This window comes from Donghicola eburneus (assembly GCF_900115865.1).
Taxonomy (GTDB): domain Bacteria; phylum Pseudomonadota; class Alphaproteobacteria; order Rhodobacterales; family Rhodobacteraceae; genus Donghicola; species Donghicola eburneus.
In genome coordinates this window covers 55,268-79,551 of sequence record NZ_FOXY01000004.1, presented here as the reverse complement: position 1 = coordinate 79,551, position 24,284 = coordinate 55,268, and the positions used below count along the sequence as shown (strand labels likewise).

General features: G+C 56.9%; 23 protein-coding genes and 1 tRNA gene. 12 read left to right on the top strand and 12 right to left on the bottom strand.

What is annotated here, in order from left to right; genetic code table 11:
• The first annotated feature begins 23 nt into the window (after positions 1 to 23).
• On the top strand, positions 24 to 1,505 hold the full coding sequence (locus BM225_RS07965) for a phosphate ABC transporter substrate-binding/OmpA family protein (protein WP_177218585.1): 1,482 nt from the start codon (positions 24 to 26) through the stop codon (positions 1,503 to 1,505).
• Here the strand turns inward: BM225_RS07965 and radC are convergent.
• The 3 genes from radC to dnaK all read right to left on the bottom strand — a co-directional run bounded on the left by radC (position 1,477) and on the right by dnaK (position 5,469).
• Positions 1,477 to 2,232, bottom strand: a complete 756-nt coding sequence (gene radC / locus BM225_RS07960) for a RadC family protein (RefSeq protein ID WP_072708726.1) — start codon at positions 2,230 to 2,232, stop codon at positions 1,477 to 1,479. The two genes, BM225_RS07965 and radC, sit on opposite strands and share 29 nt — an antisense overlap.
• A gap of 83 nt (positions 2,233 to 2,315) precedes the next feature.
• Positions 2,316 to 3,467 (bottom strand): molecular chaperone DnaJ, encoded by a 1,152-nt coding sequence (dnaJ, locus tag BM225_RS07955; RefSeq protein ID WP_072708723.1) that lies wholly within the window; start codon positions 3,465 to 3,467, stop codon positions 2,316 to 2,318.
• A gap of 76 nt (positions 3,468 to 3,543) precedes the next feature.
• Positions 3,544 to 5,469, bottom strand: a complete 1,926-nt coding sequence (dnaK, locus tag BM225_RS07950; protein ID WP_072708720.1) for a molecular chaperone DnaK — start codon at positions 5,467 to 5,469, stop codon at positions 3,544 to 3,546.
• Positions 5,470 to 5,657: 188 nt separating this feature from the next.
• Between dnaK and BM225_RS07945 the strand changes: the two genes are divergently transcribed.
• A complete protein-coding gene (locus BM225_RS07945) occupies positions 5,658 to 6,269 on the top strand; it encodes an alpha-ketoglutarate-dependent dioxygenase AlkB (protein ID WP_072708717.1) in 612 nt (203 codons plus the stop codon).
• On the opposite strand, the gene BM225_RS07940 is transcribed toward BM225_RS07945, so the two are convergent.
• On the bottom strand, positions 6,266 to 7,090 hold the full coding sequence (locus BM225_RS07940; RefSeq protein ID WP_177218594.1) for an ABC transporter permease: 825 nt from the start codon (positions 7,088 to 7,090) through the stop codon (positions 6,266 to 6,268). The genes BM225_RS07945 and BM225_RS07940 overlap by 4 nt on opposite strands.
• A gap of 123 nt (positions 7,091 to 7,213) precedes the next feature.
• Here BM225_RS07940 and cysQ point away from each other — a divergent pair, with 123 nt between their 5' ends.
• The 8 genes from cysQ to BM225_RS07900 all read left to right on the top strand — a co-directional run bounded on the left by cysQ (position 7,214) and on the right by BM225_RS07900 (position 16,601).
• On the top strand, positions 7,214 to 8,008 hold the full coding sequence (gene cysQ / locus BM225_RS07935; protein WP_072708714.1) for a 3'(2'),5'-bisphosphate nucleotidase CysQ: 795 nt from the start codon (positions 7,214 to 7,216) through the stop codon (positions 8,006 to 8,008).
• A 4-nt stretch (positions 8,009 to 8,012) separates the two neighbouring features.
• Positions 8,013 to 9,260: a glycosyltransferase family 2 protein gene (locus BM225_RS07930; protein WP_072708712.1), complete on the top strand. Its 1,248-nt coding sequence runs from the start codon at positions 8,013 to 8,015 to the stop codon at positions 9,258 to 9,260.
• 94 nt (positions 9,261 to 9,354) lie between these two features.
• Positions 9,355 to 10,248 carry a UTP--glucose-1-phosphate uridylyltransferase GalU gene (galU, locus tag BM225_RS07925; protein WP_072708709.1) on the top strand — a complete coding sequence of 298 codons (894 nt, stop codon included), beginning with the start codon at positions 9,355 to 9,357 and terminating at the stop codon, positions 10,246 to 10,248.
• Positions 10,249 to 10,262: 14 nt separating this feature from the next.
• Positions 10,263 to 11,246, top strand: coding sequence for a UDP-glucose 4-epimerase GalE (gene galE, locus BM225_RS07920; protein WP_072708706.1), 984 nt, complete (start codon positions 10,263 to 10,265; stop codon positions 11,244 to 11,246).
• Complete coding sequence (locus BM225_RS07915; protein WP_143095354.1) at positions 11,200 to 12,411, top strand: glycosyltransferase family 4 protein; 1,212 nt, start codon at positions 11,200 to 11,202, stop codon at positions 12,409 to 12,411. Before galE ends, BM225_RS07915 begins: the two co-directional genes overlap by 47 nt.
• 33 nt (positions 12,412 to 12,444) lie before the next feature.
• Positions 12,445 to 13,455, top strand: a complete 1,011-nt coding sequence (locus BM225_RS07910; RefSeq protein WP_072708703.1) for a glycosyltransferase family 2 protein — start codon at positions 12,445 to 12,447, stop codon at positions 13,453 to 13,455.
• Positions 13,452 to 15,152, top strand: coding sequence for a DUF5927 domain-containing protein (locus BM225_RS07905; protein WP_072708701.1), 1,701 nt, complete (start codon positions 13,452 to 13,454; stop codon positions 15,150 to 15,152). Before BM225_RS07910 ends, BM225_RS07905 begins: the two co-directional genes overlap by 4 nt.
• A gap of 6 nt (positions 15,153 to 15,158) precedes the next feature.
• The gene (locus BM225_RS07900) at positions 15,159 to 16,601 is read left to right on the top strand and encodes a nodulation protein NodH (RefSeq protein WP_072708698.1); all 1,443 of its coding nucleotides are present in this window, start codon (positions 15,159 to 15,161) and stop codon (positions 16,599 to 16,601) included.
• Here BM225_RS07900 and BM225_RS07895 read toward each other — a convergent pair.
• From BM225_RS07895 to BM225_RS07865, 7 genes are all read right to left on the bottom strand, one after another.
• Positions 16,589 to 17,053 (bottom strand): PTS sugar transporter subunit IIA, encoded by a 465-nt coding sequence (locus BM225_RS07895; protein ID WP_072708695.1) that lies wholly within the window; start codon positions 17,051 to 17,053, stop codon positions 16,589 to 16,591. The genes BM225_RS07900 and BM225_RS07895 overlap by 13 nt on opposite strands.
• A gap of 31 nt (positions 17,054 to 17,084) precedes the next feature.
• Positions 17,085 to 17,666, bottom strand: coding sequence for a ribosome hibernation-promoting factor, HPF/YfiA family (hpf, locus tag BM225_RS07890; protein WP_072708692.1), 582 nt, complete (start codon positions 17,664 to 17,666; stop codon positions 17,085 to 17,087).
• Positions 17,667 to 17,889: 223 nt separating this feature from the next.
• Positions 17,890 to 18,651 (bottom strand): LPS export ABC transporter ATP-binding protein, encoded by a 762-nt coding sequence (gene lptB / locus BM225_RS07885; protein ID WP_072708689.1) that lies wholly within the window; start codon positions 18,649 to 18,651, stop codon positions 17,890 to 17,892.
• Positions 18,648 to 19,151, bottom strand: a complete 504-nt coding sequence (gene lptA, locus BM225_RS07880; protein ID WP_072708686.1) for a lipopolysaccharide transport periplasmic protein LptA — start codon at positions 19,149 to 19,151, stop codon at positions 18,648 to 18,650. Before lptA ends, lptB begins: the two co-directional genes overlap by 4 nt.
• Positions 19,151 to 19,774: an LPS export ABC transporter periplasmic protein LptC gene (gene lptC / locus BM225_RS07875; RefSeq protein WP_072708684.1), complete on the bottom strand. Its 624-nt coding sequence runs from the start codon at positions 19,772 to 19,774 to the stop codon at positions 19,151 to 19,153. Before lptC ends, lptA begins: the two co-directional genes overlap by 1 nt.
• Positions 19,775 to 19,798: 24 nt before the next feature.
• Complete coding sequence (locus BM225_RS07870; RefSeq protein WP_072708681.1) at positions 19,799 to 20,410, bottom strand: ribonuclease D; 612 nt, start codon at positions 20,408 to 20,410, stop codon at positions 19,799 to 19,801.
• Positions 20,411 to 20,441: 31 nt separating this feature from the next.
• Positions 20,442 to 20,528, bottom strand: a tRNA-Leu gene (locus BM225_RS07865).
• Between the two features lie 147 nt (positions 20,529 to 20,675).
• Between BM225_RS07865 and BM225_RS07860 the strand changes: the two genes are divergently transcribed.
• Complete coding sequence (locus tag BM225_RS07860) at positions 20,676 to 21,653, top strand: complex I NDUFA9 subunit family protein (RefSeq protein WP_072708678.1); 978 nt, start codon at positions 20,676 to 20,678, stop codon at positions 21,651 to 21,653.
• A 66-nt stretch (positions 21,654 to 21,719) separates the two neighbouring features.
• On the opposite strand, the gene BM225_RS07855 is transcribed toward BM225_RS07860, so the two are convergent.
• Positions 21,720 to 22,526, bottom strand: a complete 807-nt coding sequence (locus tag BM225_RS07855) for an undecaprenyl-diphosphate phosphatase (protein ID WP_072708675.1) — start codon at positions 22,524 to 22,526, stop codon at positions 21,720 to 21,722.
• A 229-nt stretch (positions 22,527 to 22,755) separates the two neighbouring features.
• Between BM225_RS07855 and BM225_RS07850 the strand changes: the two genes are divergently transcribed.
• Positions 22,756 to 24,189: an NAD(P)-dependent oxidoreductase gene (locus BM225_RS07850; protein WP_072708673.1), complete on the top strand. Its 1,434-nt coding sequence runs from the start codon at positions 22,756 to 22,758 to the stop codon at positions 24,187 to 24,189.
• Positions 24,190 to 24,284 lie beyond the last annotated feature (95 nt).

Sequence of the window (24,284 nt, the reverse complement as noted above, 5' to 3'; positions counted from 1 at the left end):
TAACTGCTCAGGACATTTCGTTGGTGTCTCACGACAAAGCGATTCGTCTTGATGGCACGTTCTTGGGCTATGATGGCGAATTTTACCGCATCGATACGGCATACGGAGAGCTGACGGTCGATAGCTCTGGGGTCCTGTGCGAGGGGCCAGCTTGTCCGAATCTGTCAGATTATGTCGCCGACCTGCGTATCGCTGGGGCAGCCGATGCTCTGGGATCGCTGTGGCCGTCCTTGCTGCAGGGCTTCGCGGCGCAAAACGACATGGCTATGGAATTGGGCGAAGCTGGCGCAACGTTATCCGACGCAACGGGCCGAATACTTGTTCGTTTCGACATGACACCAGAGACGAGCGGAGAGGGTCTAACCCGCATGTTGGATGGTGGGGCAGACATGGTACTCGCTACACGCGCGATGACCCGCCAAGAAATTGCTCTGGCACAGACTGCGGGCTTTGGGGATTTGACGAACGGGCGCTATGGGCAGGTGATTGCCTTGGATGCGATCTTGCCGATCACCTCCATCGGATCGCCGGTGCGGAGCCTCTCGATGCCCCAAATCAAAGGCATCCTGTCGGGCAAAATCACAGACTGGTCTCAAGTTGGCGGGCCAGAGGCGCGGATTTCTTTGCACTTGCCATCACCGAAAACGGGCTTTGGGCAAGCGATCGCAGCACTGATGCCCAAAGGGCCTGCGGCGGCAGCCTTTCACCCGTCGGTAGAAGCCCTGCGGCAGGCGGTCAAAACCGACCCCTTTGCGCTGGGCTTTGCGGCTTTGTCCGACGACCATCGGGCGCAGCCCCTTGCTATTCGAGGTGGGTGTGGCGTGTCCCTGAAAGCGGACCGCCAGAACGTCAAGGCAGAGGACTATCCGCTAACGGCACCTGTGTTCCTATATCGTCCCGCACGGCGGCTGCCCAAAATCGGACGTGAGTTGGTGGCCTATTTGGCGAGCCAAGACGCACAGCGAGTCGTGCGCAACGCAGGCTATATCGACCAAGAGCCAGAGACAGTTAGCCTCGCGACCCAAGGGGAACGCTTGGTGAATGCCATCCTACATGCGGACGACGGCGTTGCGCTTCAGGACCTCAAAGAAATGGTCTCGACGTTGGACGCACGGGATCGTCTGACTGTATCGTTCCGTTTCGAAGCTGGATCTTCCAGGCTGGATGCGCAGTCTCGGTCTAATGTTGCCCTTCTCGCGCAGGCAATCGCGGGAGGCGACTTTGATGGTCAGAGCCTGATGTTTGTCGGCTTTAGTGATGGACAGGGTCCGGCCGAGGCGAACAGAGCGCTATCTGAGAAACGCGCGCGGGTTGTTATGGATGCGGTGCTTGCGGCCACAGAGGACGGAGGGGAGCACGCGCACCTGACCTCGCTCGGCTATGGTGAGGCGATGCCCTTGGCTTGTGACAGTAGCGAATGGGGACGGTTCGTGAATCGCCGTGTCGAAGTGTGGGTGCGTCCCGACGTTGATGACGTCACAGATACCCCTCGGATCGGAAACTAAGCTCGCAGCTTTTGCCGATGATAATGTGATCGTGGAGCGTGAGTCCAAGTGTCTGCGCGCTGCGATCAATTTGCTCTGTCATTCGTAGATCAGATTCACTCGGTGAGGGGTCGCCGGACGGATGGTTATGTACCAAGATTAGCGCACTGGCGTTCAGCTGGAGCGCGCGCTTCATCACCTCTCGGGGATACACGGGGACATGGTCAACGGTACCCTTGGCTTGTTCTTCATCCGCGATGAGAACGTTCTTTCGATCCAAATAAAGCACGCGAAACTGCTCGGTTTCCCTATGCGCCATGGCGGTGTGGCAATAGTCGATCAGCGCCTGCCAACTGCTCAGGATGGGTCGCTGGATCACGCGCGACTTGGCGAGGCGGTGGGCTGCTGCTTCGACGATTTTCAGCTCAAGCACCACTGCGTCGCCGACGCCCTTAGTCTCCTTTAGATGCTCTGCGGGGGCCGAGATCACATGATTGAAGTCTCCGAAGCGATCAAGAAGTTTGCGCGCGAGTGGTTTCACATCCTGCCGCGGGATTGCCCGAAACAGCACCAGCTCCAACATCTCGTAGTCGGGCAATGCATCGGCGCCGCCTGCCAAAAACCGGTCCCGAAGGCGCCGCCGGTGATCCCGCAGATATGACGGTTGCGTGGTCCCCTTGGGGGGGCTGACCGCCTCGTCGGGATCAAATAGAGCCATCGATTCTTGAAATGCATTGTGCTGAACCATTGCGCCAGTCTGGCGAGAGGCAGGTTAACACAGCCATAACGTTGAAATAAAAACGCCCGCCGAGATGGGCGGGCGTCGCTGGATCAGCCTTTCATGCTGTCCCAGAAGTCTTTCACAGAACCGAAGAAGCTCTTCGATTCCGGGTTGTTATCCTCGGATAGCTTCTCGAATTCCCGCAGCAGGTCTTTCTGCTTCGAGGTAAGATTGACCGGCGTTTCGACGGCCAATTCGATGAACATATCGCCGTGACCCGAACCACGCAGGGGCGGCATGCCCTTGCCTCGCAAGCGCATTTGACGGCCTGATTGGCTGCCCGCAGGGATTTTGACTCGGCTGCGGCCACCGTCAATGGTCGGGACTTCGATATCGCCGCCAAGAGCAGCAGAGGTCATAGACACAGGCACGCGGCAGTGCAGGTTCACAGACTCGCGCTGGAAAATCGGGTGCTCTTGCACATCAATAAAGATGTACAGATCCCCCGCAGGTCCACCGCGCATGCCAGCTTCGCCTTCGCCTGCAAGACGGATGCGTGTTCCGGTTTCCACGCCTGACGGAATATTCACCGACAAAGACCGCTCGCGTTCGGTTCGTCCAGACCCACCGCACTTCTTGCAGGGGTTTTTGATGATCTGGCCTAGGCCGCCACAGGTCGGACAAGTGCGTTCGACAGTGAAGAAGCCTTGTTGCGCGCGGACCTTGCCCATGCCCGAACAGGTCGGACACGTGGTCGGCTCTGCGCCGCCTTCGGCGCCCGATCCGTCACAACCGTCGCACTGCACTGAAGAGGGTACGTTGATGGTTTTCGCCATCCCCGCATAAGCCTCTTCCAGTGTGATGCGCAGGTTGTAGCGCAAGTCGGCACCACGAGCTGCCCGAGACCGGCCACCGCCGCCCCCGCGTCCGCCCATGAAGTCGCCGAATAGGTCGTCAAACACATCCGAGAAGGCCGAGGCAAAATCGCCCTGACCCTGATAGCCTGCGCCGCCCCCACGAGGGCCGCCCATGCCACCATCAAAGGCGGCGTGGCCATAACGGTCATAGGCTGCCTTCTTCTCGGGGTCTTTGAGGCAGTCATAAGCCTCGTTGACCTCTTTGAATTGGGACTCGGCGTTAGGATTGTCAGAGTTCCGGTCCGGGTGCAGCTCTTTGGCTTTGGTCCGGTAGGCTTTCTTTAGCTCGTCGGCCGAAGCGCCTTTCGAGACACCGAGGACTTCGTAGTAATCTCGTTTCGCCATGGGATATTCCCCTTTCTGGAACGTGCAAGGCCGGCCCGTCGACGGACCGGCCCCAGAGGTTCCGTAACTTCAGACCTTACGAACGCTTGTCGTTGCCAAGGTCCTCGAAGTCGGCGTCAACGATGCCATCGTCATCCGAGTTGTTCGAGTTGGACTCGCCGCCGTCAAAGTCAGCAGACTCACCTTCACCGCCTTCTTGGCTAGCTTTGTAGATGGCCTCACCCAGACGCATGGACGCTTCGGTCACGTTTTGGATGCCCGACTTGATCTTGCCAGCGTCTTCCTTCTCCAGCTCGTCCTTCAGAGCTGCGATCGCCAGTTCGATGGCTTCGACAGTCGAAGGATCAACCTTGTCGCCATGCTCTTCGACGGCTTTCTCGGTCGAGTGGATCAGGCTCTCAGCCTGGTTTTTGGCGTCGACCAGTTCACGGCGCTGCTTGTCGGCCTCGGCATTCTCCTCAGCTTCCTTGACCATACGCTCGATCTCAGAGTCGTCCAGACCGCCCGAAGCTTGGATGGTGATCTTCTGCTCTTTGCCGGTGCCTTTGTCCGATGCGCCGACCGACACGATGCCGTTGGCGTCGATGTCGAAGGTCACTTCGATCTGAGGCAGACCGCGGGGTGCGGGCGGGATCTCTTCGAGGTTGAATTGACCCAGCATCTTGTTGTCCGCAGCCATTTCACGCTCACCTTGGAAGACGCGGATGGTCACGGCCGACTGGTTGTCCTCTGCAGTCGAGAAGATCTGCGACTTCTTGGTCGGGATGGTGGTGTTGCGGTCGATCAGGCGCGTGAATACGCCACCCAGAGTCTCGATACCCAGCGACAGCGGGGTCACGTCCAGCAGAACCACGTCTTTGACGTCGCCTTGCAGAACGCCAGCCTGAATAGCCGCACCCATGGCTACAACTTCGTCAGGGTTCACACCCTTGTGGGGCTCTTTGCCGAAGAACTTGGTTACTTCTTCAAAGACCTTGGGCATACGGGTCTGACCACCAACCAGAACAACTTCGTCGATGTCGTTCACGGTCAGGCCAGCGTCTTTCAGAGCGGCCGCACAGGGCTTCAGCGAACCTTTGACCAGATCGCCAACCAGCGATTCCAGCTTCGCACGGGTCAGCTTCATGACCATGTGCAGGGGCTGACCGTTCGAACCCATCGAGATGAACGGCTGGTTGATTTCGGTTTGGGTCGAGCTCGACAGTTCGATCTTGGCTTTTTCCGCAGCTTCTTTCAGACGCTGCAGGGCCATCTTGTCCGAGGTCAGGTCAACGCCGTGCTCTTTTTTGAACTCGTCGGCCAGATAGGACACGATGCGCATGTCGAAGTCTTCACCACCGAGGAAGGTGTCGCCGTTGGTCGACTTCACTTCGAACAGGCCATCGTCGATTTCCAGAATGGTGACGTCGAAGGTACCGCCGCCAAGGTCATAGACCGCGATGGTTTTGCTGTCTTTTTTGTCCAGACCGTAGGCCAGAGCAGCGGCGGTCGGCTCGTTGATAATGCGCAGAACCTCAAGGCCAGCGATCTTGCCGGCGTCTTTTGTGGCCTGACGCTGAGCGTCGTTGAAGTACGCAGGCACGGTGATCACGGCCTTGGTCACTTCATCACCCAGATAACCTTCGGCGGTTTCCTTCATCTTCTTCAGGATCAGAGCCGAAATTTGCGCGGGGCTGAACTTCTCACCGCGGGCTTCGACCCATGCGTCGCCGTTGCCGCCGTTCACAACGTTGTACGGCAGGTTTTTCTTGTCCTTTGCGATGTCCGCGTCGTCGAACCGACGACCGATGAGACGCTTAACGGCAAAGATGGTGTTGTCAGGGTTGGTGACGGCCTGACGCTTGGCAGGCTGGCCGACCAGACGCTCGTCTTCTGCAAATGCGACGATCGACGGCGTGGTGCGTGCACCTTCGGAGTTTTCGATAACGCGGGGCTGCTGGCCGTCCATGATTGCGACGCAGCTGTTGGTGGTCCCGAGGTCGATCCCGATGACTTTCGACATGTTTGTATCCCTCATAACTTAGGCGATGTTCCAGGCTCAGGCCCTTTGTGGCACCCTTGCCCGATGTCAGGAGCAGGCTCGCCCGCTCCGGTTCTCGGCGTATATAAGTAGCGCATTCGAACGCTGCAAGCATTGCGCAAGCGCTTTGTGTGACAAATTTGCCTCAAGCAAGAAAGGCTGCCCAAAGAATGGGAATTTTGCAGGAACTCGACCTGAACGGCGTGCGCATCATCCAAGAGGCATTGAGACCAGAGGCGCAAGTCGCCTTGTTGGAAGAGGTCCGAGGGATTTTGCGCGCGGCGCCCTTGGTTCAGCCTGTTACGCCATCTGGCCGACCGCTGTCTGTCCGGATGAGTGCTGCGGGCGACTATGGATGGATCACGGACCGTGGGGGGTATAGATACGAGGCGCGGCATCCAAATGGTGCCCCGTGGCCCCCGATCCCCGACTGTCTGCTTGAGCTTTGGGAGCTCTACGCGGAAGCGAACCGACTGCCAGAAAGTTGCCTAGTAAATTGGTATGCACCAGACGCCAGAATGGGCCTGCACCAAGACAATGACGAGGCTGATTTTTCCCAGCCAGTTCTGTCCGTCTCTCTCGGGGATGAAGCGCGATTTCGCGTGGGTGGCATAAACCGCAGTGACCCTACGCGGTCAGTCTGGCTCAAGTCCGGAGACATCGCAATTCTTCATGGAAAGGCACGACTGGCTTTCCACGGCATCGATAAACTAAGGCCCAATTCCAGCCGTTTAATGCCAAGCGGGGGGCGTATTAATCTGACGCTGCGTGTGGTGACTTAACGGCGCGCACTCCAGCTGGCAGATGCGTGTTTGCGAGTGAAAAATTCGCCCATAAGGCCGATGATCAACAGAACCAGCGCGACGACGATCGGGTAGGTAATCGAGCTATTGTGTGGATTGTAGTTGATAAAAACGAAACCACGCGCCTGGTCGATACAGTGGAACAGGGGGTTCCAGTCGAACATACTGAGCATGAACGGAGGTAGGGAGTTGGCAACAAACATCTTGCCCGACGCGATCATATTGGCGCGCTGATAGATTTGGGTCAAAATGCTTGCGAACTGGGGCGCCCATGGCTTCAACGCCACAAAACACATGCCGACCGCCGCGCCGCTAAAAAAGGCAATGCCCATCATCGCCATGGCTCCGACCGGATCCTGCACCTCGATCGGATTCATCAGCACGTGGTACAAGAATAATATTGTCAGAAGCGATATTAGTTGGATGTAGAAAGCCCCCAGCAATGACGCGAGTATCGAGATAATCGTCGTCATCGGTGCATGCTTCATCATTGGAGAGGCGGGTCCTTCGGATCCAGTCACCGCGCTCACCGCCTTGATGTGACACATAAAGAGAAAAATACCTGACATCATATACAGCAGGAAGTCGCCACGGATCGCGGCCTGCCTTATGCCGAGAATGACAAAGAACAGATAGAAAGATGCCACCATCACCACAAGCTGTAGCATGTTGATCAAAATAGCGAATAACGCATTGCTATGGGACTTACGCACATCGCGCACGGCGGTGTGGTAAATGACGTCTGCCATGGACAGGGCTTTGCGCCAGGAGCTTTGTTGTCGTTGCGTTTGCCCGATCATGTCGCGGTCTTTCAAATGATGCGCGAAGGAATAGCAGGGAAATCTTGATGCTCCCTTTCCATGCAGGATAAGAGAATGCCAGTGATTGAACAACTCTGCCATGTGGTTAAAGGAAATATCTCTATGGATTACGCACAATTGACTTCTGTAATGCGGAAACTGGCGCTCGAAGCCGGTGACAAGATCATGGAGATTTATAATTCCGACGATTTCGAGGTGAAGTCCAAGAGTGACGAAAGCCCCGTAACTGCAGCTGACGAAGCGGCGGACGAGCTGATCTCGGCGGGCTTGCGGGCGGCATTTCCTGAGGTAGCTCTGGTCACCGAAGAACAGTCGGATAGCCACAATCTTGACGTCGACACATTCTTGATCGTTGATCCTTTGGACGGCACCAAAGAATTTATCAACCGCCGTGGCGACTTCACAGTCAACATCGCACTGGTTGAAAATGGTGTGCCCACCCGAGGCGTGGTCTACGCTCCGGCGCGAGACCGCATGTTCTTTACCCTGGCAGATGGCGCAACCGTCGAAGAGATGGGCCCGTTCGACAAAGATACCGTGGGTGAAACCAAGTCGCTGTCAGTCGCTGACTCGGACAATTCAGCGTTGATGGTCGTCGCTTCGAAATCGCACCGCGATCAGGCGACCGACGACTACATCAATAAATACAGCGTCAAAGACTCCAAGAGCGCCGGCAGTTCGCTGAAATTCTGCCTCGTCGCAACAGGCGAAGCCGACTTGTACCCGCGCCTCGGGCGTACCATGGAATGGGATACTGCCGCTGGTCAGGCTGTTCTACATGGCGCGGGCGGCAAGGTTGTGGTCTTTGATACCCACGAACCTCTGCAGTATGGCAAGGCGGGCTTCGGCAACCCCTTCTTCATCGCCTACGCTCCGGCGGTCGAACTGAAAGCCTAAGGTCGTGCAGCCTTCGGCCAGCGTTGTTGTTGTCAGTCAGGGTCGAGAGGCCCTGCTGGCCCGCTGTCTCAAGGCGCTATCTCAGCAGCAGAAAGTTGCAATGGAGGTCGTTGTCGTCACAAGCGACAGTGCCATCCAGCATCTGACCGAACTGGGGTGGGCGGAACGGGTCAAGCTCGTCCGAATGAACGAAGAGAATATCGCGGTGGCACGAAACCGCGGTATTTGTGCTGCCGCGGGCGAGATCGTCGCTTTTATTGATGATGACGCGGTGCCAGAGCCCGCTTGGCTCTACTTGCTTCTTCAGGCGTTCGAGCAACCTGAAATCGCCGCAGCGACTGGCTTCACGCTTGGGCGCAACGGCATCTCCTATCAATGGAAAGCAGAGACGATTGATGCTTCGGGGATAAGCCACGCATTAAGTGTGCCCGATGATCAGATCAGCGTGTTCCAGTCGAGCGCAAGCCGCGCAATCAAGCTGATCGGCACTAACATGGCATTTCGCCGGTCGGTACTGGTCGAAATGAACGGCTTTGACCCGCGTTATCGATTTTACCTCGACGATAGCGATCTCAGTATGCGGCTTGCTTTTGCCGGGCGTCGGGTCGCGATCGTGCCGATGGCGCGCGTTCATCACGCCTATGCAGCGAGCGGTCGGCGGTCTGGCACACGTGTTCCTAAAACGCTCTATGAAATCGGCGCGAGCCAAGCGGTGTTTGCGGGGCTCTATTGCCACCCCACAGACATTCTCAATTCGGAACAGATTTTCAGAAAGACGCAACGGACCAGACTGCTGCGCCACATGCAATCTGGCGCAATCGGGCCCGAGGAAGTGGGCTTTCTGAATGTTACGATGAATGACGGATTGTCGGATGGAAAGTCCCGTCGCGCGACCACCCGAACCATTCCTGAAAAGCCGGAAAGTGCCTTTCGAGCCCTGACCGAATCACTGATTTGCGAAGTTTTTCACCTAGGTTGCCGCTTTTTTGAGCGGAAACTGGTCGCGCAACAAGCGATTGATGCTGCAAGTGCGAATAAAATCGCGATTGTCATAGAGCTTTCACCAACGGCGCTCTACCATCGGTTCCGCTATGATGATGCAGGATATTGGATACAGAGCGGGGGTATATGGGGTCGAAGCCTTAGGTCACAGCCCCTCTTCACAGTTTGCTCTTTTTCAGCAAGAGTTCGCGCGGAAATTCGCCGGATATCGGATGAATTCTGGCTTGATGCCACCGATGCGGGAACCTAGGCTCGTTTTATTATGTTAGATATTTGAGCCGCGGCGCGGCACTGCTATAGTTTTTAAAAGTCGATCCTCCTCGACAAACAGAAGGCCTATTTACATGAGCAACAAAGTTACCAAAGCTGTATTTCCTGTCGCCGGTCTGGGTACGCGGTTTCTGCCCGCAACCAAATCCGTGCCGAAAGAGATCATGACTCTGGTTGACCGCCCCCTGATCCAGTACGCGATCGACGAGGCGCGCGCCGCGGGCATCGAGGAGTTTATCTTCGTAACGTCGCGCGGCAAAAGCGCTCTCGAAGACTATTTCGATCGCGCGCCCGAGCTGGAAGCAAACCTGAAGGCAAAAAACAAAACCGACCTGATGAAGGTGCTGGACAGCACCAACATGGATAGCGGTGCGATTGCCTACGTGCGTCAGAATCAAGCTCTCGGCCTCGGTCATGCTGTCTGGTGTGCTCGCCGCCTGCTAGGGAACGAGCCCTTTGCGGTCCTGCTGCCCGACGATGTGATCCAAGCGGATAAGCCTTGCCTTCAGCAGATGGTTGAAGCCTATCAGGAAACTGGCGGCAACATGGTTGCGGCAATGGAGGTTCCTCAGGATCGCGTTTCTTCCTACGGCGTTCTGGATCTGAAGGAAGATATGGGCAACATCGTGTCGGTCAAAGGGATGGTCGAAAAGCCCAAGCTTGAAGATGCGCCGTCGAACCTTGCTGTGATCGGTCGTTATATCCTCAGCCCCAAGGTGCTGCAGAACATCGATAACATGGAAACAGGTGCTGGCGGCGAATTGCAGCTGACCGATGCGATCGCAAAAGAGATCACCGACAGCGACAACGTCTATGGGTACCGCTTCAAGGGTGAACGCTACGACTGCGGCTCGAAGTCGGGATTCCTGCAAGCGACCGTTGCCTTTGGTCTGGCGCGCCCCGACCTGCGTGACGATCTGGAGCACTACCTCGAAGACGTGATGGCCGCGCGCAAAGCTGCTCAGTAATCGGAAATCAAAACGTGACGAATGTTCTTGTGACCGGGGGTGCGGGCTATATCGGCTCGCATGCCTGCAAAGTTTTGAAGCAGGCCGGTTTTACGCCGGTCACATTCGACAATATCTCGACCGGTTGGGAAGACGCTGTAAAGTTCGGTCCTCTAGAAAAAGGGGACCTGCTGGACCGCGCCCGAGTCGACGAAGTTTTCGAGAAATATAAGCCTGTTGCTGTCATGCACTTCGCCGCCTTTAGTCAGGTTGGCGAGAGCATGAAAGACCCGGGCATGTACTGGCGTAATAACGTTCAGGGTTCACTTACCCTGATCGAAGCAGCCGCGGCTGCGGGTTGCCTCAACTTCGTCTTCAGTTCGACTTGTGCCACCTATGGTGAGCAAGACGGTGTCATGCTTGACGAGGATTGCGCGCAGTATCCGATCAACTCGTACGGGGCGTCGAAGCGCGCGATCGAAGATATTCTGGCGAATTTCGACGATGCATATGGCATGAAGAGCGTGATTTTCCGCTACTTTAACGTTGGTGGTGCAGACCCAGAGGCCGAAGTTGGTGAATTCCACCAGCCCGAAACGCACCTGATCCCAGTCATGCTGGACGCGATCGCGGGCAAGCGCCCTGCACTGACGATCCATGGCACCGACTACGATACGCCTGACGGAACATGCGTGCGCGACTATGTGCACGTCATCGATCTGGTCGAAGCGCATGTTTTGGGTGTGAAGTGGCTCTTGGATGGCAAGGGGAGCCGCGTGTTCAACCTTGGCACCGGATCTGGTTTCTCGGTCCGTGAGGTGATTGATCATTCGCGCGCTGTCACCAACCAAGAAGTACCCTACGAAGAAGGTCCGCGCCGCCCCGGAGATTGCGTAAAGCTTGTATCCGGTTCCAAACGGGCGTTGGATGAACTTGGGTGGGAGCCCAAGCTTTCTACGCTGGAGCAGATGATTGGCGACGCATGGCGCTGGCACCAAACGGGCCACTACGACAAATAAGGCTGCACGCCTTCTGGACCTGTCGCGGCTCACCAGCCGCGCGGGTCGCACACTAACCGGCGTGGACCGTGTGGAGCGTGCGTATCTCTGTGCATTTCTAGATAGCGATGTTCCCTGTTACGGGCTGGTGCGAACTCAGCTCGGCTATATCCTCTTGGGACGGCAGGGGATGGAAGCATTGCGAGCGGCGTCTGTCGATGGCCGGATGGTGGCAGGTATTCTGCCAATTTTGCGCAAGCGGGCCGTGGGGCGCCAACCCAAGGCGCTGCTGTCGAAAATGCTCCGCAAGTATTTGCCATCGGGTACGACTTACGTGAACACGGGGCACAGCAATCTGTCCAAGCGCGTTGTGAAGGCGCTTGGAAAACTGCCCGAGGCGCGGATTGCAGTGCTGATCCACGATACGATACCGCTCGATTTTCCGGAGTATCAGGCAGACGGCGCAACTGAACGGTTCGCCAAGTTCCTGCAACGTGCCTGCGACTCTGCCGACCTCCTGATTTATAATTCTCAGCAGACTGAGCAACACGTCCACCGCCATGCCTCAGGCGTGCTACCCAGAGGCATTGTTGCCCATTTAGGGATAGATTTCGCAACAGCTGAGCCCAGAGAATTGCCCGAAGGTCTGCCGCCCAAGCAGCCATTTTTCCTGACGGTCGGGACCATTGAGCCACGCAAGGCTCATGGCGTCCTCTTGGATGTGTGGGAGGTGCTGGAAGAAGAGCTCGGGAATGAAACGCCGACGTTGTTGATTTGCGGGTCACGGGGATGGAAAAACGAATCTGTATTCCGGCGCCTTGATGCGCTGGACCGCAGCAGTCATGTCCAAGAGGTCGCTGGCCTGTCCGATGGAGCAGTTGCCTGTCTGATGGACGAAGCGACTGCGCTATTGTTTCCTAGCTATGCAGAGGGCTTTGGACTCCCTGCGGCAGAAGCAGCACATCACAATACGCCTATTGTATGTAATGACTTACCGATTTATCGAGAATTTCTAGGCAATATACCCGTTTACGCGTCCTCGGGTGATGCTAAGCTCTGGTATCAGTGTGTTATGAATGCTTACAGGACCGCCCTTGAGAAAGAGGGGGGCGTAGAGACTGAAGCAAGACGGTGGTCGCCTCCGACGTGGGAGGCTCATTTCGAGAGGGTCCTACCCCTGATCTAAGGTCGGGCCAGCCCTCTTGTACAAGGGGGAAGATTGGGAGCGATCCAATCATACGGACTGCGGCTGGAACGCAAACGCTGGCGCTATCGCGCCATGCGCAAGAGCCGTGAACTCTCTCCTTTAGTCAATCGAACCGCCTATATTCGTGAAGCGGACCTCTTGGTGTTTTGTACTCTGCGGAACGAGGCAAAACGTTTGCCATACTTCCTAGAGTACTACCGAAACCTCGGCATCAACCATTTCCTTTTCGTGGACAATGACAGCACCGATGGCTCGGCCGATTACTTGGCCGAACAGCCGGATTCTTCCGTGTGGCGTACCAATGCCAGCTATAAGCGGTCGCGCTTTGGCATGGACTGGATCAACTGGCTGCTGATGAAATACGGGAACGGGCACTGGTGCCTGACCGTCGATCCTGATGAATTTCTGATCTATCCGTTTTGCGATACGCGGCCGCTGCGGGCGCTGACCGACTGGCTGGACGCGTCGTCGATCAAATCCTTCGGGGCGATGCTGTTAGATATGTACCCCAAGGGTCCGATCGGCACACAGCCCTACCGGGCGGGACAAGACCCGCTGGAAATCGCGATGTGGTTCGACAGCGGCAACTACACGATCGAACGAAACCACAAATACGGTAACCTCTGGATTCAGGGCGGCCCGCGTGCGCGCGTCTTCTTCCCTGATGAGCCCTATCATGCGCCTGCGTTGAACAAAGTGCCGCTGGTGAAATGGGACGATCGCTATGCCTATATTAGCTCGACCCATTCGCTGCTGCCGCGTGGTTTGAATCTGATCTACGATGAATGGGGCGGCGAAAAATCCTCGGGCGTTCTGCTGCACACCAAGTTCCTTGATACCTTTACACACAAGGCAGAAGAGGAACTGCAACGCGGCGAACATTATGCGGGCAGCAGAGAGTACAAAATGTACGCCGAGCGCGGGCAAGTAAGCCCAGATCTGTGGTGTACGTGGTCGGAAAAGTACATCAACTGGCGCCAACTCGAAATTTTGGGGCTCATGTCCAAGGGGAACTGGGCATGAGTTTGGGTGTCATCCTCTTGATCCACAACGCTCTGGACCGTGTCGAGCAAGTGGCGCGGCATTGGGCGACGCACGGCGTTCCGGTCGTCATCCACGCGGATTCGCGTATGCCGAACTCACGCTATCAAATGCTGATCAAGGGGCTTTCTGATCTAGAGAATATTCGCTTCAGTGCGCGTCATAAATGTGAATGGGGGACGTGGGGACTCGTCGCTGCGTCGCAATCCGCAGCAGAAGTGATGCTGCAGGACTTTCCAGCTGTGCGGCACGTGTATCTGGCGTCCGGCTCTTGTCTGCCCCTGCGTCCCGTCGAAGAATTGGTGCAATATCTGGCAGAGCGTCCGAACACCGACTTCATAGAATCTGCAACGCTTGCAGACGTGCCTTGGACTATTGGTGGACTCGACCACGAACGTTTTACGTTGCGCTTCCCGTTTTCATGGAAGCGAAACCGCAGGCTCTTTGATCTGTGTGTCGATTTCCAGCGGCGTTTCCGGATGCACCGTCAGATGCCCGACGGCTTGATTCCCCACATGGGCAGCCAGTGGTGGTGTCTGACACGTCAAACCCTGACGGCGATTTTGCAAGACCCACGACGGGGAATTTACGAGCGGTTCTTCCGCCAAGTCTGGATTCCGGATGAGTCCTATTTTCAGACACTGGTGCGCTTGTATTCCCGCGACATCCAGAGCCGGTCTCTCACCCTGTCGAAGTTCGACTTCCAAGGGAAGCCACACATCTTTTACGATGATCACCTGCAGCTTTTGCGGCGTTCTGACTGTTTTGTTGCGCGGAAAATATGGCCCTATGCGGATCGTTTATACAACGCATTTCTGACGCCACAGCCTGATGCCTTGAACCGGACAGAGCCGAACCCCGGCAAGATTGACCGCATTTTCGCCAAAGCGGTAGAGCGACGGACCCAAGGCCGGACGGGCCTCTATATGCAGAGCCGTTTCCCGAACCCCGATTGGGAAAACGGCTTCACAGCATCTGAATATTCGATGTTCGAAGGGTTTTCCGAACTTTTCGAAGATTTTGAAAGCTGGCTCGGGCGTCTGACGGGTGCCCGCGTGCATGGGCATCTCTTTGCGCCCGAACGCGTCCACTACGAGGGCGCGGTCAAAGTGATCAATGGCGCGCTCTCAGACTCAGCCGCGCTTAGGGATCGCAATCCTCGGGCGTTTTTGACGAACATGATCTGGAACACGCGCGGTGAGCGGCAGTGTTTCCAAGTTGGCCCTGCCGACCACATCCAAGAGGTCGAATGGGATATCGCCAAAGACCCGAATGCGCAGATTTGCGTGATTACGGGGGCTTGGGCGGTTCCGCTGTTCAGATCAAACTTGGATTTTTCGGAAATTCGCCGCACCGCCGCCGAACTCCAGCGCCGCGAAAGCCGGCATTTGGATGTGCTGCGTTCGCCCTACGCCAAGGCGCGCATCCATATCTGGAGCCTTGCCGAATTCGTTGAGGCACCGATGGAGCCGCTTCAGGCCATTATTGGTGAAATCGGGCAAACCGATAAACGACGCCTGACAGAGGCACCGAAGATGGTGAACCTGACGGGCTTTGCACAATTCCTACAGAATTTGAAAAATCAGGGCATGCACCCCTATCTAACCGGCGATTTTCCGAACACACTCGAAGAGCGGGAAAAGCCGCGCAAACCGCGTAAACCCTATTTAGTAAAGTAAATTTCTATGCCGTCAAAATTCGATTTGTTTGTTGTTCTGGCTGAAATGCGAACAGGCAGCAACTTTCTCGAGGCGAACCTGAACGCTCTGGACGGCGTCAGCTGTCACGGAGAGGCATTCAATCCGTTCTTTATCGGCTACCCGAATGCCGATGATGTTCTGGGCATCACGCAGGACAAGCGCGAGGCCAATCCCGATCACTTGCTAGATACGGTGCGGAGTGCTGAGGGCCTAAACGGCTTTCGCTATTTTCACGATCACGACCCGCGCGTGATTGATGGTCTTCTGGCCGACCTGCGATGCGCTAAAATTATCCTCACCCGCAATCCGGTCGAAAGCTATGTGTCTTGGAAGATAGCGCAGGCGACCGGGCAGTGGAAACTGACGGATGCCAAGAACCGCCGTGAGGGGCAGGCGGAATTCAAAGGCGACGAGTTCATTAGCCATATCGAGACGCTGCAAGCCTTTCAAAAGAAGGTGCTGCGGGCGCTGCAAACCACTGGGCAGACGGCGTTCTATGTCGCCTACGAGGATTTACAGGACGTCGATGTAATGAACGGGATGGCCGCGTTTCTGGGTGTCGATGCACGCCTGCCAGCGCTGGATAAGAAGCTGAAGAAGCAGAACCCAGCGCCTCTCTCTTCAAAAGTGGCGAACTTCGAGGAGATGGAGAGCGCGCTATCGCGACTTGATCGTTTTGATCTGACGCGCACCCCTAATTTCGAGCCACGCCGGAATGCGATGGTTCCGACCTATGTAGCTGCAGCCGAGGCGCCCCTGATGTACCTGCCCCTCCGTTCAGGGACAGAACATGCGGTTTGCGAATGGATGGCCGCCTTAGATGGCGCTGACGTAGATGCACTGCAGCGCGATTTCACTCAGAAGCCGTTGCGTAAGTGGAAGCGCGTGAACCGCGGACATCGTACTTTTACCGTGGTCACGCATCCGCTGACCCGCGCGCATCGTGTTTTTTGCGAGCGTATTCTGGGGACTGGCCCCGGCGCATTTGGCGAGATTCGCGAAGTTCTACGCAAGCGCTACAAGCTGCCGATCCCCAAGAAAGGCGCGGGAGAGGCGTACGATGCTGCCGCGCACCGGCTGGCGTTTCTGGGATTTTTGCAGTGGCTCAAAGGCAATTTGGCAGGGCAGACCAGTCTTCGGGTCGATCCTGGGTGGGCATCGCAGTCGCAAATGATCCAAGGCTTTGCCGAATTCAATTTGCCTGACCTGATTGTCAGGGAAGAACAGATTGAACTGGGCCTGTCGCAGGTATGCCAGCAGATCGGCCGGGATATGCCCGCGTTTTCGGGCGTTTCAGAGCCGGACTGCCCAGTGCCGCTAGCAGAGATCTACGACGAAGAAATAGAAAGCGCGTGCAAGGATGCTTACACGCGCGACTATATGATGTTGGGTTATGGCCCGTGGGATAAAAGGGGTCAGGCCGCCTGATTGGCCTGATCTTCGGTCAACACGGCGTGCAGCGTGACCGCTTCGTTATTGGCGCGCAACTTGGTGCGCATGGCCTGATCTTTTAGCGTCCGTGACACGACTGCCAAGGCTTTGAGGTGTTCGACCCCTGCATCTTCAGGCGCGAACAGCGCAAAGACCAGATCTACGGGCTTGCGATCCACCGAACCGAAATCAACGGGCTTCTCCAGACGCAGGAAGACGCCTTGGACGCGGTCAATCTCGGCGAGACGGGCATGAGGTAGGGCAACGCCATGGCCCACACCAGTCGGGCCAAGGCTTTCGCGTTCCACCAGCGCCTCGACGGCGCGGGCGCTGGGGATGCCCAAAGCTGCCTCAGTCAGGTCTCCGATATCCTGAAACAGACGTTTTTTACTAGAACAACCAATAAGGGTCTTCACCGCCTGCGGCGACAGAATATCTGAGATTTGCATGAGTTAGCTTTTGCCTAGGGCTTTCGCGGCGTTATTGCCCGGTACTACGGGGATCGATCCAACCGATATTCCCGTCATCCCGGCGATGTACAACGTTTACGCCACCATGTTTCTCGTTTCGGAAGACCAGCATCTGAGAGCCAGCCAGTTCCATCTGCATTACCGCCTCGCCAACTGACAGCGAGGGAACTTTCGTCTCCATTTCGGCGACGATAATCGGCTGCAGGCTTTCGGGCTCGATCGCCTCGTCGTCCTGCGCATCTGCGGCGAGGATATACGAGGAAGCACCGATAGTTTCAACAGGGCTTGTGCGATCCTTGTGGTGGTCCTTCAGGCGGCGTTTATAGCGGCGCAGCTGCTTGTCCATTTTCTCTGCGCAGTCTTCGAAGGTTGCATAGATTTCGGTGCCATGGGCCCGTGCTGCCGCGTTCAAACCGGTCGACAGATGCACGGTGCATTCGCAGACAAATTCGTGCCCCGACTTCGAGAAAGTGACCTGCGCATCGGTTGGGCGTTGCGAGTACTTTTCCAGTACCTCACCCAGTCGATCTTTAACGTGGGTGGTCAGTGCTTCGCCAACGTCGATCTGTTTTCCGGTGATTTGATACCGCATGGTCTTTTCCTTCTTATGTGCAAGGACGGACCGCCCGCGCGGGGTACTTGGTCCGTACAGTTGCGTGGGGATATTGAGCGACCTGTCCCTGACCCGAGTGCTCGGGAAGGCTATGCAGGATTGACCTCATATGGCGACAGGTCTGGCTCATATGACCATTTGGTGACAGTCCGAGGGGAACTGTCAATCGTTTCTCGCAAAAGAATTTTGTGAATGGCGTGGACTAGCTGATACGGAAATCGCGGCCCAGATAGACGCGGCGCACGTTTTCGTCTTTGACCACCTGCTCGGGGGTACCGGACATCAGAACGCGCCCATCATGAAGAATGTAAGCGCGATCAACGATTTCCAAGGTTTCGCGTACATTGTGGTCCGTGATCAGAACGCCGATTCCCCGCTTTTTGAGGTCGGCAACCAGATGACGGATGTCCCCGACCGAGATCGGGTCCACACCAGCAAATGGTTCGTCTAGTAACAAATACTTGGGATTCGCTGCGAGGCAGCGCGCGATCTCGACCCGGCGACGTTCACCACCTGATAGGGCCAGCGCGGGGGCGCGGCGCAGGTGCTCGATCGAGAAATCGCTCAGCAATTCTTCGAGCCGTTCGCGGCGGGTGTGGGGGTCGGTTTCGGCAATTTCCAGAATCGCGGCGATGTTGTCCTCGACACTTAGGCCGCGGAAAATCGACATCTCTTGGGGCAGATAGCCGATACCCAGCTTTGCACGGCGGTACATTGGAAAGCGCGTGACTTCGGCGCCATCAATGGTCACACGCCCGCCTTCGGGCGCGACCAGACCGGCAATAGCGTAGAAGCTGGTCGTCTTGCCCGAACCGTTGGGCCCCAACAGGGCCACGACTTCTCCGCGATGCAAAGACATGCTGACATCACGGATGACCACACGCTTGCGGTAACTCTTGCGGAGGTTCTGGATCTGAAGGCCTGCGGAGCCTTCGGACACGGTCAGTTCGGGCGAAGAGCTCATTGGCTTGAGCCTGGATTGATGATCGTGCGCACGCGGCCTGTCATCTGGGCTGTGTTGTCCGACAGATTGATTCGGGCCTCATTGCCACTCAGGACGTTGCGGCCTTGGGTTAGCAGAACGCTGCCGGACAGAATTACGTAGTCGCTCTCGACGTTGTACTCGGCGGTTTCGCCCTCGGCGGCGTCTTCGCCAGACGTCATGGTCACGCCGCCTGTGGCCAAGACCTTGGCAATGCCATCTTCGACCTCGGGGGTTGCGGCGTCATCTTCGCGATATGTGACTTCGACGCGGGGCGCGGTCATGCGCATCTTGTCTTGCACAATCTCGACATTCCCAACAAAGACGGCGGTATTCGCAGTGTCATTCACCTCTAGCGAATCTGCGACAACCTCAATCGGGGCGTCGGTATTTTGGTCGGATGCGCCAAATGCGGTTTGCATCCCTTGGGCCAAAACCGGCAGAGGCAGCATCACACACAGGGCCATTACCTTGCGAAACATTATTGTTGCTCCTCTGATCCTTTGGAATTGCCCGTGTATATCAGGCGAACCCCGTCTTCGAAAACAGCTAGAATGCCGTCCTGATTTTCCGGCACCGTAAGGTGCATGCGTCCCGCTTGCAAATCACCGAACGGACCGGTGCCCGTGATCGGGCCGGGACTGGTGATGTCTGTGCGGTTCATCGCCGAGATCATTTCATCAGACCGTAGGGTGTATCCGTCAGACGTATCAATCGCCACATTTCCAGACAGCGTCAGGGTCTTGGTCCCTTCGATCCGCCCCGAATCAGAGGTCATGTCGATAGTCGTACCGTCGATCCGCTTGAGCCGCGCGACGATGTTTTCGGCAGTGCCGCCGTCTCCGTCCAGAACAGGCGCGGCCGACTCGGCGACAATGGTCAGAGCAGAGCCGTCCTCGGTTGTGGTGGCGTAGTTGGGTTTGCTGAGGCGCTGTTCGCGCAGACGCTCTTCCAGATCAATATCGGCAAAGGGGATCGCAGCCTCTGGGTCGATCTGACGGGAAAACAGGAACACGGTCGACAATAGACCAAGGGCCACCATCGGGAGGATGATCTTGGCCCAAGAGACGATGACCGAATAGGTATTGCGCTGTGAGCCTGCCATCACCCGAACCGCGAAAATAAGGACTTAGTGCGAGAAGATGTCGACGTCCGACCAGCCCGCGAGGTCTAATTGGGCGCGCGTGGGTAGAAAATCAAAGCATTTTTGCGCGATCTCTGCGCGACCTTCGCGTTCCAACATGCGGTCGAGCTCTTTCTTTAGCTTGTGCAGGTGTAGAACGTCGGACGCGGCATAATCTTTTTGCGCTTTGGTCAATTCGGGCGCGCCCCAGTCGCTGGATTGCTGCGCCTTGGAGATGTCGGTGCTGAGCAGTTCTTGCAGCAGGTTCCGTAGGCCGTGGCGGTCCGTATAGGTGCGGACCAGTTTGCTGGCGATTTTCGTGCAATAGACAGGGGCGGCGAGAGCCCCAAAAGTGTTGTACATCGCGGCAATGTCGAAGCGACCGTAATGGAACAGCTTCAGCACGTCGGGATTTTCCAAGAGACGACACAGGTTGGGCGCTTCGGTCTGGCCTTTTTCGATTTGAACCAGATGGGCGTTCCCGTCACCAGAGGACATTTGCACAACACATAAGCGATCGCGATGCGGCACTAACCCCATGGTTTCGCAGTCAATTGCGACTGCCGGACCAAGGTCGAGGGCATCTGGTAGATCTTGTTTGTACAGAAAGTTTGCCACGTGTTCCTCCAGTCGTTAAACTAGGAGGAAATGGTGCCCAGGAGAGGACTCGAACCTCCACGTCCATACGGACACTAGCACCTGAAGCTAGCGCGTCTACCAATTCCGCCACCTGGGCAGGTGTCGTGGGGCGGCTTCTACGCCTAGTGCCTAGGGGCGTCAACAGCTTTTTTCGGGGAAAATGCAAATTGTTTGAATGCGCTTGTTTGACCCCCTGCGCGGCGCTACTAAAGACCCCAACGAATATTGGCCGGAGGCTATGACAATGGCGCAGCTCGTCACCATTTTTGGCGGATCAGGTTTTGTGGGGCGCTATATCGCCCGTCGTATGGCTCAGCAGGGGTACCGCGTCCGCGTGGCGGTACGTCGCCCGAACGAGGCCGGCTTTGTACGCACTTATGGTGTTGTCGGTCAGGTCGAGCCCATTCTGTGCAACATCCGTGATGATGCCAGTGTTGCGGCGGCGGTTGCGGGTGCAGATGCAGTCGTGAACTGCGTTGGTATTCTGGCGGAAAGCGGCAAGAACCAGTTCGACACAGTTCAGACCGAAGGTGCCGCGCGTGTGGCGCGTCTGGCAGCAGAAGCTGGCATCAACCGTATGGTCCAGATCTCTGCGATCGGCGCGGATGAAAACAGCCCCAGCGAATACGCTCGCACCAAAGCGGCAGGCGAAGCGGCGGTTCAAGAACACATGCCAAGCGCTGTGATCCTGCGTCCCTCGATCATCTTTGGCAACGAAGACGAGTTCTTTAACCGCTTTGCTGGTATGATCGGTCCGGTCATTCCCGTCGTGGGCGGCAGCACCAAGTTCCAGCCGGTCTATGTGGACGACGTGGCCGCGGCCGCCGTCAAAGCGATCAACGGCGATGTGCCCGCTGGTGTCTATGAGCTGGGTGGGCCGGACGTCCGTACGTTCCGCGAGTTGATGCAGGACATGCTGGGTGTGATTCACCGCCGCAAGATGATCATTGGCGTTCCGTTCTTTGCGGCGTCGATCATGGGCAGCGTTCTGGATTTCGTGCAGACCATTACCTTGGGCCTGTTCACCAACGGCATCCTGACCAAAGATCAGGTTCAGAACCTGAAGTCGGACAATGTAGTGTCCGAAGATGCCAAGGGCTTTGAGGCGTTCGGCATCGTGCCGACCAACTATCACGCTGTTCTGCCGGACTATCTGTGGAAGTTCCGTCCTTCGGGCCAGTACGACGCGATCAAGGCATCGGCCAAGAACATGCGCGGCTAACCTGAGCTGCACCAGATAAGACAAAGGGGCCCGCGCGGCCCCTTTTTTTGTTGGCTTGTTTCGGGGTTAGCCCGTGTAAGCCCAGATCAGCAGACCGATTCCAAAGACGAAGCGGTAGATGACATAGGGTGTGAAGCTGACGCTGCGCAGAAGGCGCATCATGAGGGTCAGTGCGAGCAGAGCCGAGACAAAGGCAAAGACGGCAGCGATGGCCCCGTCCTTGGCGGCAGAGGCGTCTGCGGTTGCAACAACCTCGATTCCCAAGAGCGCAGCCGAGGCGAGAATCGTGGGAATCGACATCAGCATCGATATTTTTGCCGCGTCATGGCGATTATAGCCCATAAAACGGGCACCTGTGATTGTGATGCCGGACCGTGATGTGCCTGGAATCAGGGCGACGGCCTGCCAAAACCCCAGCATGAGCGCGTCGCGCGTGCCCCATTCGCGGGCTTCTTTGGTCTCTGGTCCCTTTTGGTCGGCCCAATAGAGGACAATGCCGAACAAAAGCATCGTCCAGCCAATGACTTTGACCGACCGCATCGCATCATCAAGGCCGGTGACTTTGAGTGCGAGGCCCAATAAAATAACGGGAATCGTCGCGATAATCAGGCTGAAGGCCAGTCGGTCGCCGTCGCTGTTGATCCGTCCGCGCAGGGCGTTCGGCAGGCCGATCAGGCCCGCTTTGACATCGGACCAGAAGAAGAGAACGACGGCAAAAAGGGTGCCGAAATGCACCGCGACGTCGATGACTTGGCCCTGATCCGCCATGCCGGAGAGGGCGGGTAATAGAATGAGGTGGCCGGAGGAGGAAATGGGCAGAAATTCCGTGATCCCTTGGATCACGGCGACTAGAAATAGATGAAAGAGGGTCATGCTGCGTCCGCAATGGAAATAAATACTGCCGCTGCAGCATAGGGGGTGCTGATATCTTTGGCGAATATTTCCTTTAGGTCCGGATCGGACTTAAAAAAGGCGCCCAAATCGAAAATTTCTGCGCTGCAAAGCCGTAAATCAGAATTTAGGTCAGTACTTATGACTTTTCATCTGATCGATACTGTTTTAATAGGCGCTCAACAGAGAAACCTTTAGGGAGCTGACCACCATGGCGAAGCAACCCATGCTCAAGTTCGTTAAAGTCGAACGCGACATGCCGACGAAGCGGACTGCAGAAGACCGCAAACAGGACTTCAACGAGATTTATGCCGAGTTCGCAGCCGCCAAGGCGAACGAACAGGCCAGCCGTTGCAGCCAGTGCGGCGTCCCTTACTGCCAGAACCACTGCCCGCTGCATAACAACATTCCCGACTGGCTGAACATGACAGCAACCGGTCGTCTGGAAGAAGCGTATGCGATCAGCCAGTCCACCAACACCTTCCCCGAGATCTGCGGCCGTATCTGCCCGCAGGACCGTCTGTGCGAAGGCAACTGTGTGATCGAACAGTCCGGACACGGCACTGTCACCATCGGCGCAGTCGAAAAGTACATCACCGACACCGCGTGGGATAACGGCTGGGTCAAGCCCATCGTTCCCGACGCAGAGCGCACCGAAAGCGTTGGCATCATCGGCGCAGGCCCCGGCGGTCTGGCTGCTGCGGACATGCTGCGCCGCGCTGGCATTCAGGTCACCATCTACGACCGTTACGACCGCGCAGGCGGCCTGCTGACCTACGGCATCCCCGGCTTCAAGCTGGAGAAGGACGTTGTGATGCGCCGCAACAAGCTGCTCGAAGATGGCGGCGTGCGTTTCGTGCTGAACTGCAACATCGGCGAGGACCTGTCGTTCGACGAGATCCGCGAACAGCATGATGCTGTGATTATCGCGACCGGCGTGTACAAAACCCGCGATTTGCAAGGCCCTGGCGCTGGTGCCAAGGGTATCGTTCGCGCGATCGATTACCTGACCGCCAGCAACAAGGCGTCTTTCGGTGACGAAGTGGCTGAGCTGGTCGACGGCACGCTGAACGCCGAAGGCAAGTCGGTTGTGGTCATCGGTGGTGGTGACACCGCGATGGACTGTGTGCGGACCGCGATCCGTCAGGGTGCGACCTCGGTCAAGTGTCTGTACCGCCGTGACCGCGCCAACATGCCCGGCTCGCAGCGCGAAGTGCAGAACGCCGAGGAAGAAGGCGCAGAATTTGTCTGGCTGGCCGCGCCCAAGGCGTTTGCCGGTGACCCCGTCACCAGCGTGAAGGTTCAGCAGATGCGTCTGGGCGCCCCCGATGCGTCGGGCCGTCAGAGCCCCGAAGTGATCGAAGGCGCGGATTTCGACGAATCTGCCGATCTGGTCATCAAGGCGCTGGGCTTCGAGCCCGAGGACCTGCCCAAGCTTTGGGGCACCGATGGTCTGGAAGTGACCCGTTGGGGCACCGTAAAGGCGAACTTTGGCACCGGTGAGACCAGCCTCGATGGCGTCTATGCAGTGGGCGATATCGTCCGCGGCGCGTCGCTGGTGGTCTGGGCGATCCGTGATGGCCGCGATACCGCGCAAGCCATCCTGGAAAAGTTTAACGCCAAGGCAGCCATCGCCGCCGAATAAGGGTCTGGCCCACGTATGGTTCGGGTATGGCACACGTCATGACGTTGTGCCTGCCGCGCCAAGCCAGTGAGATTTGATTAGGGCAACAGCCCTGA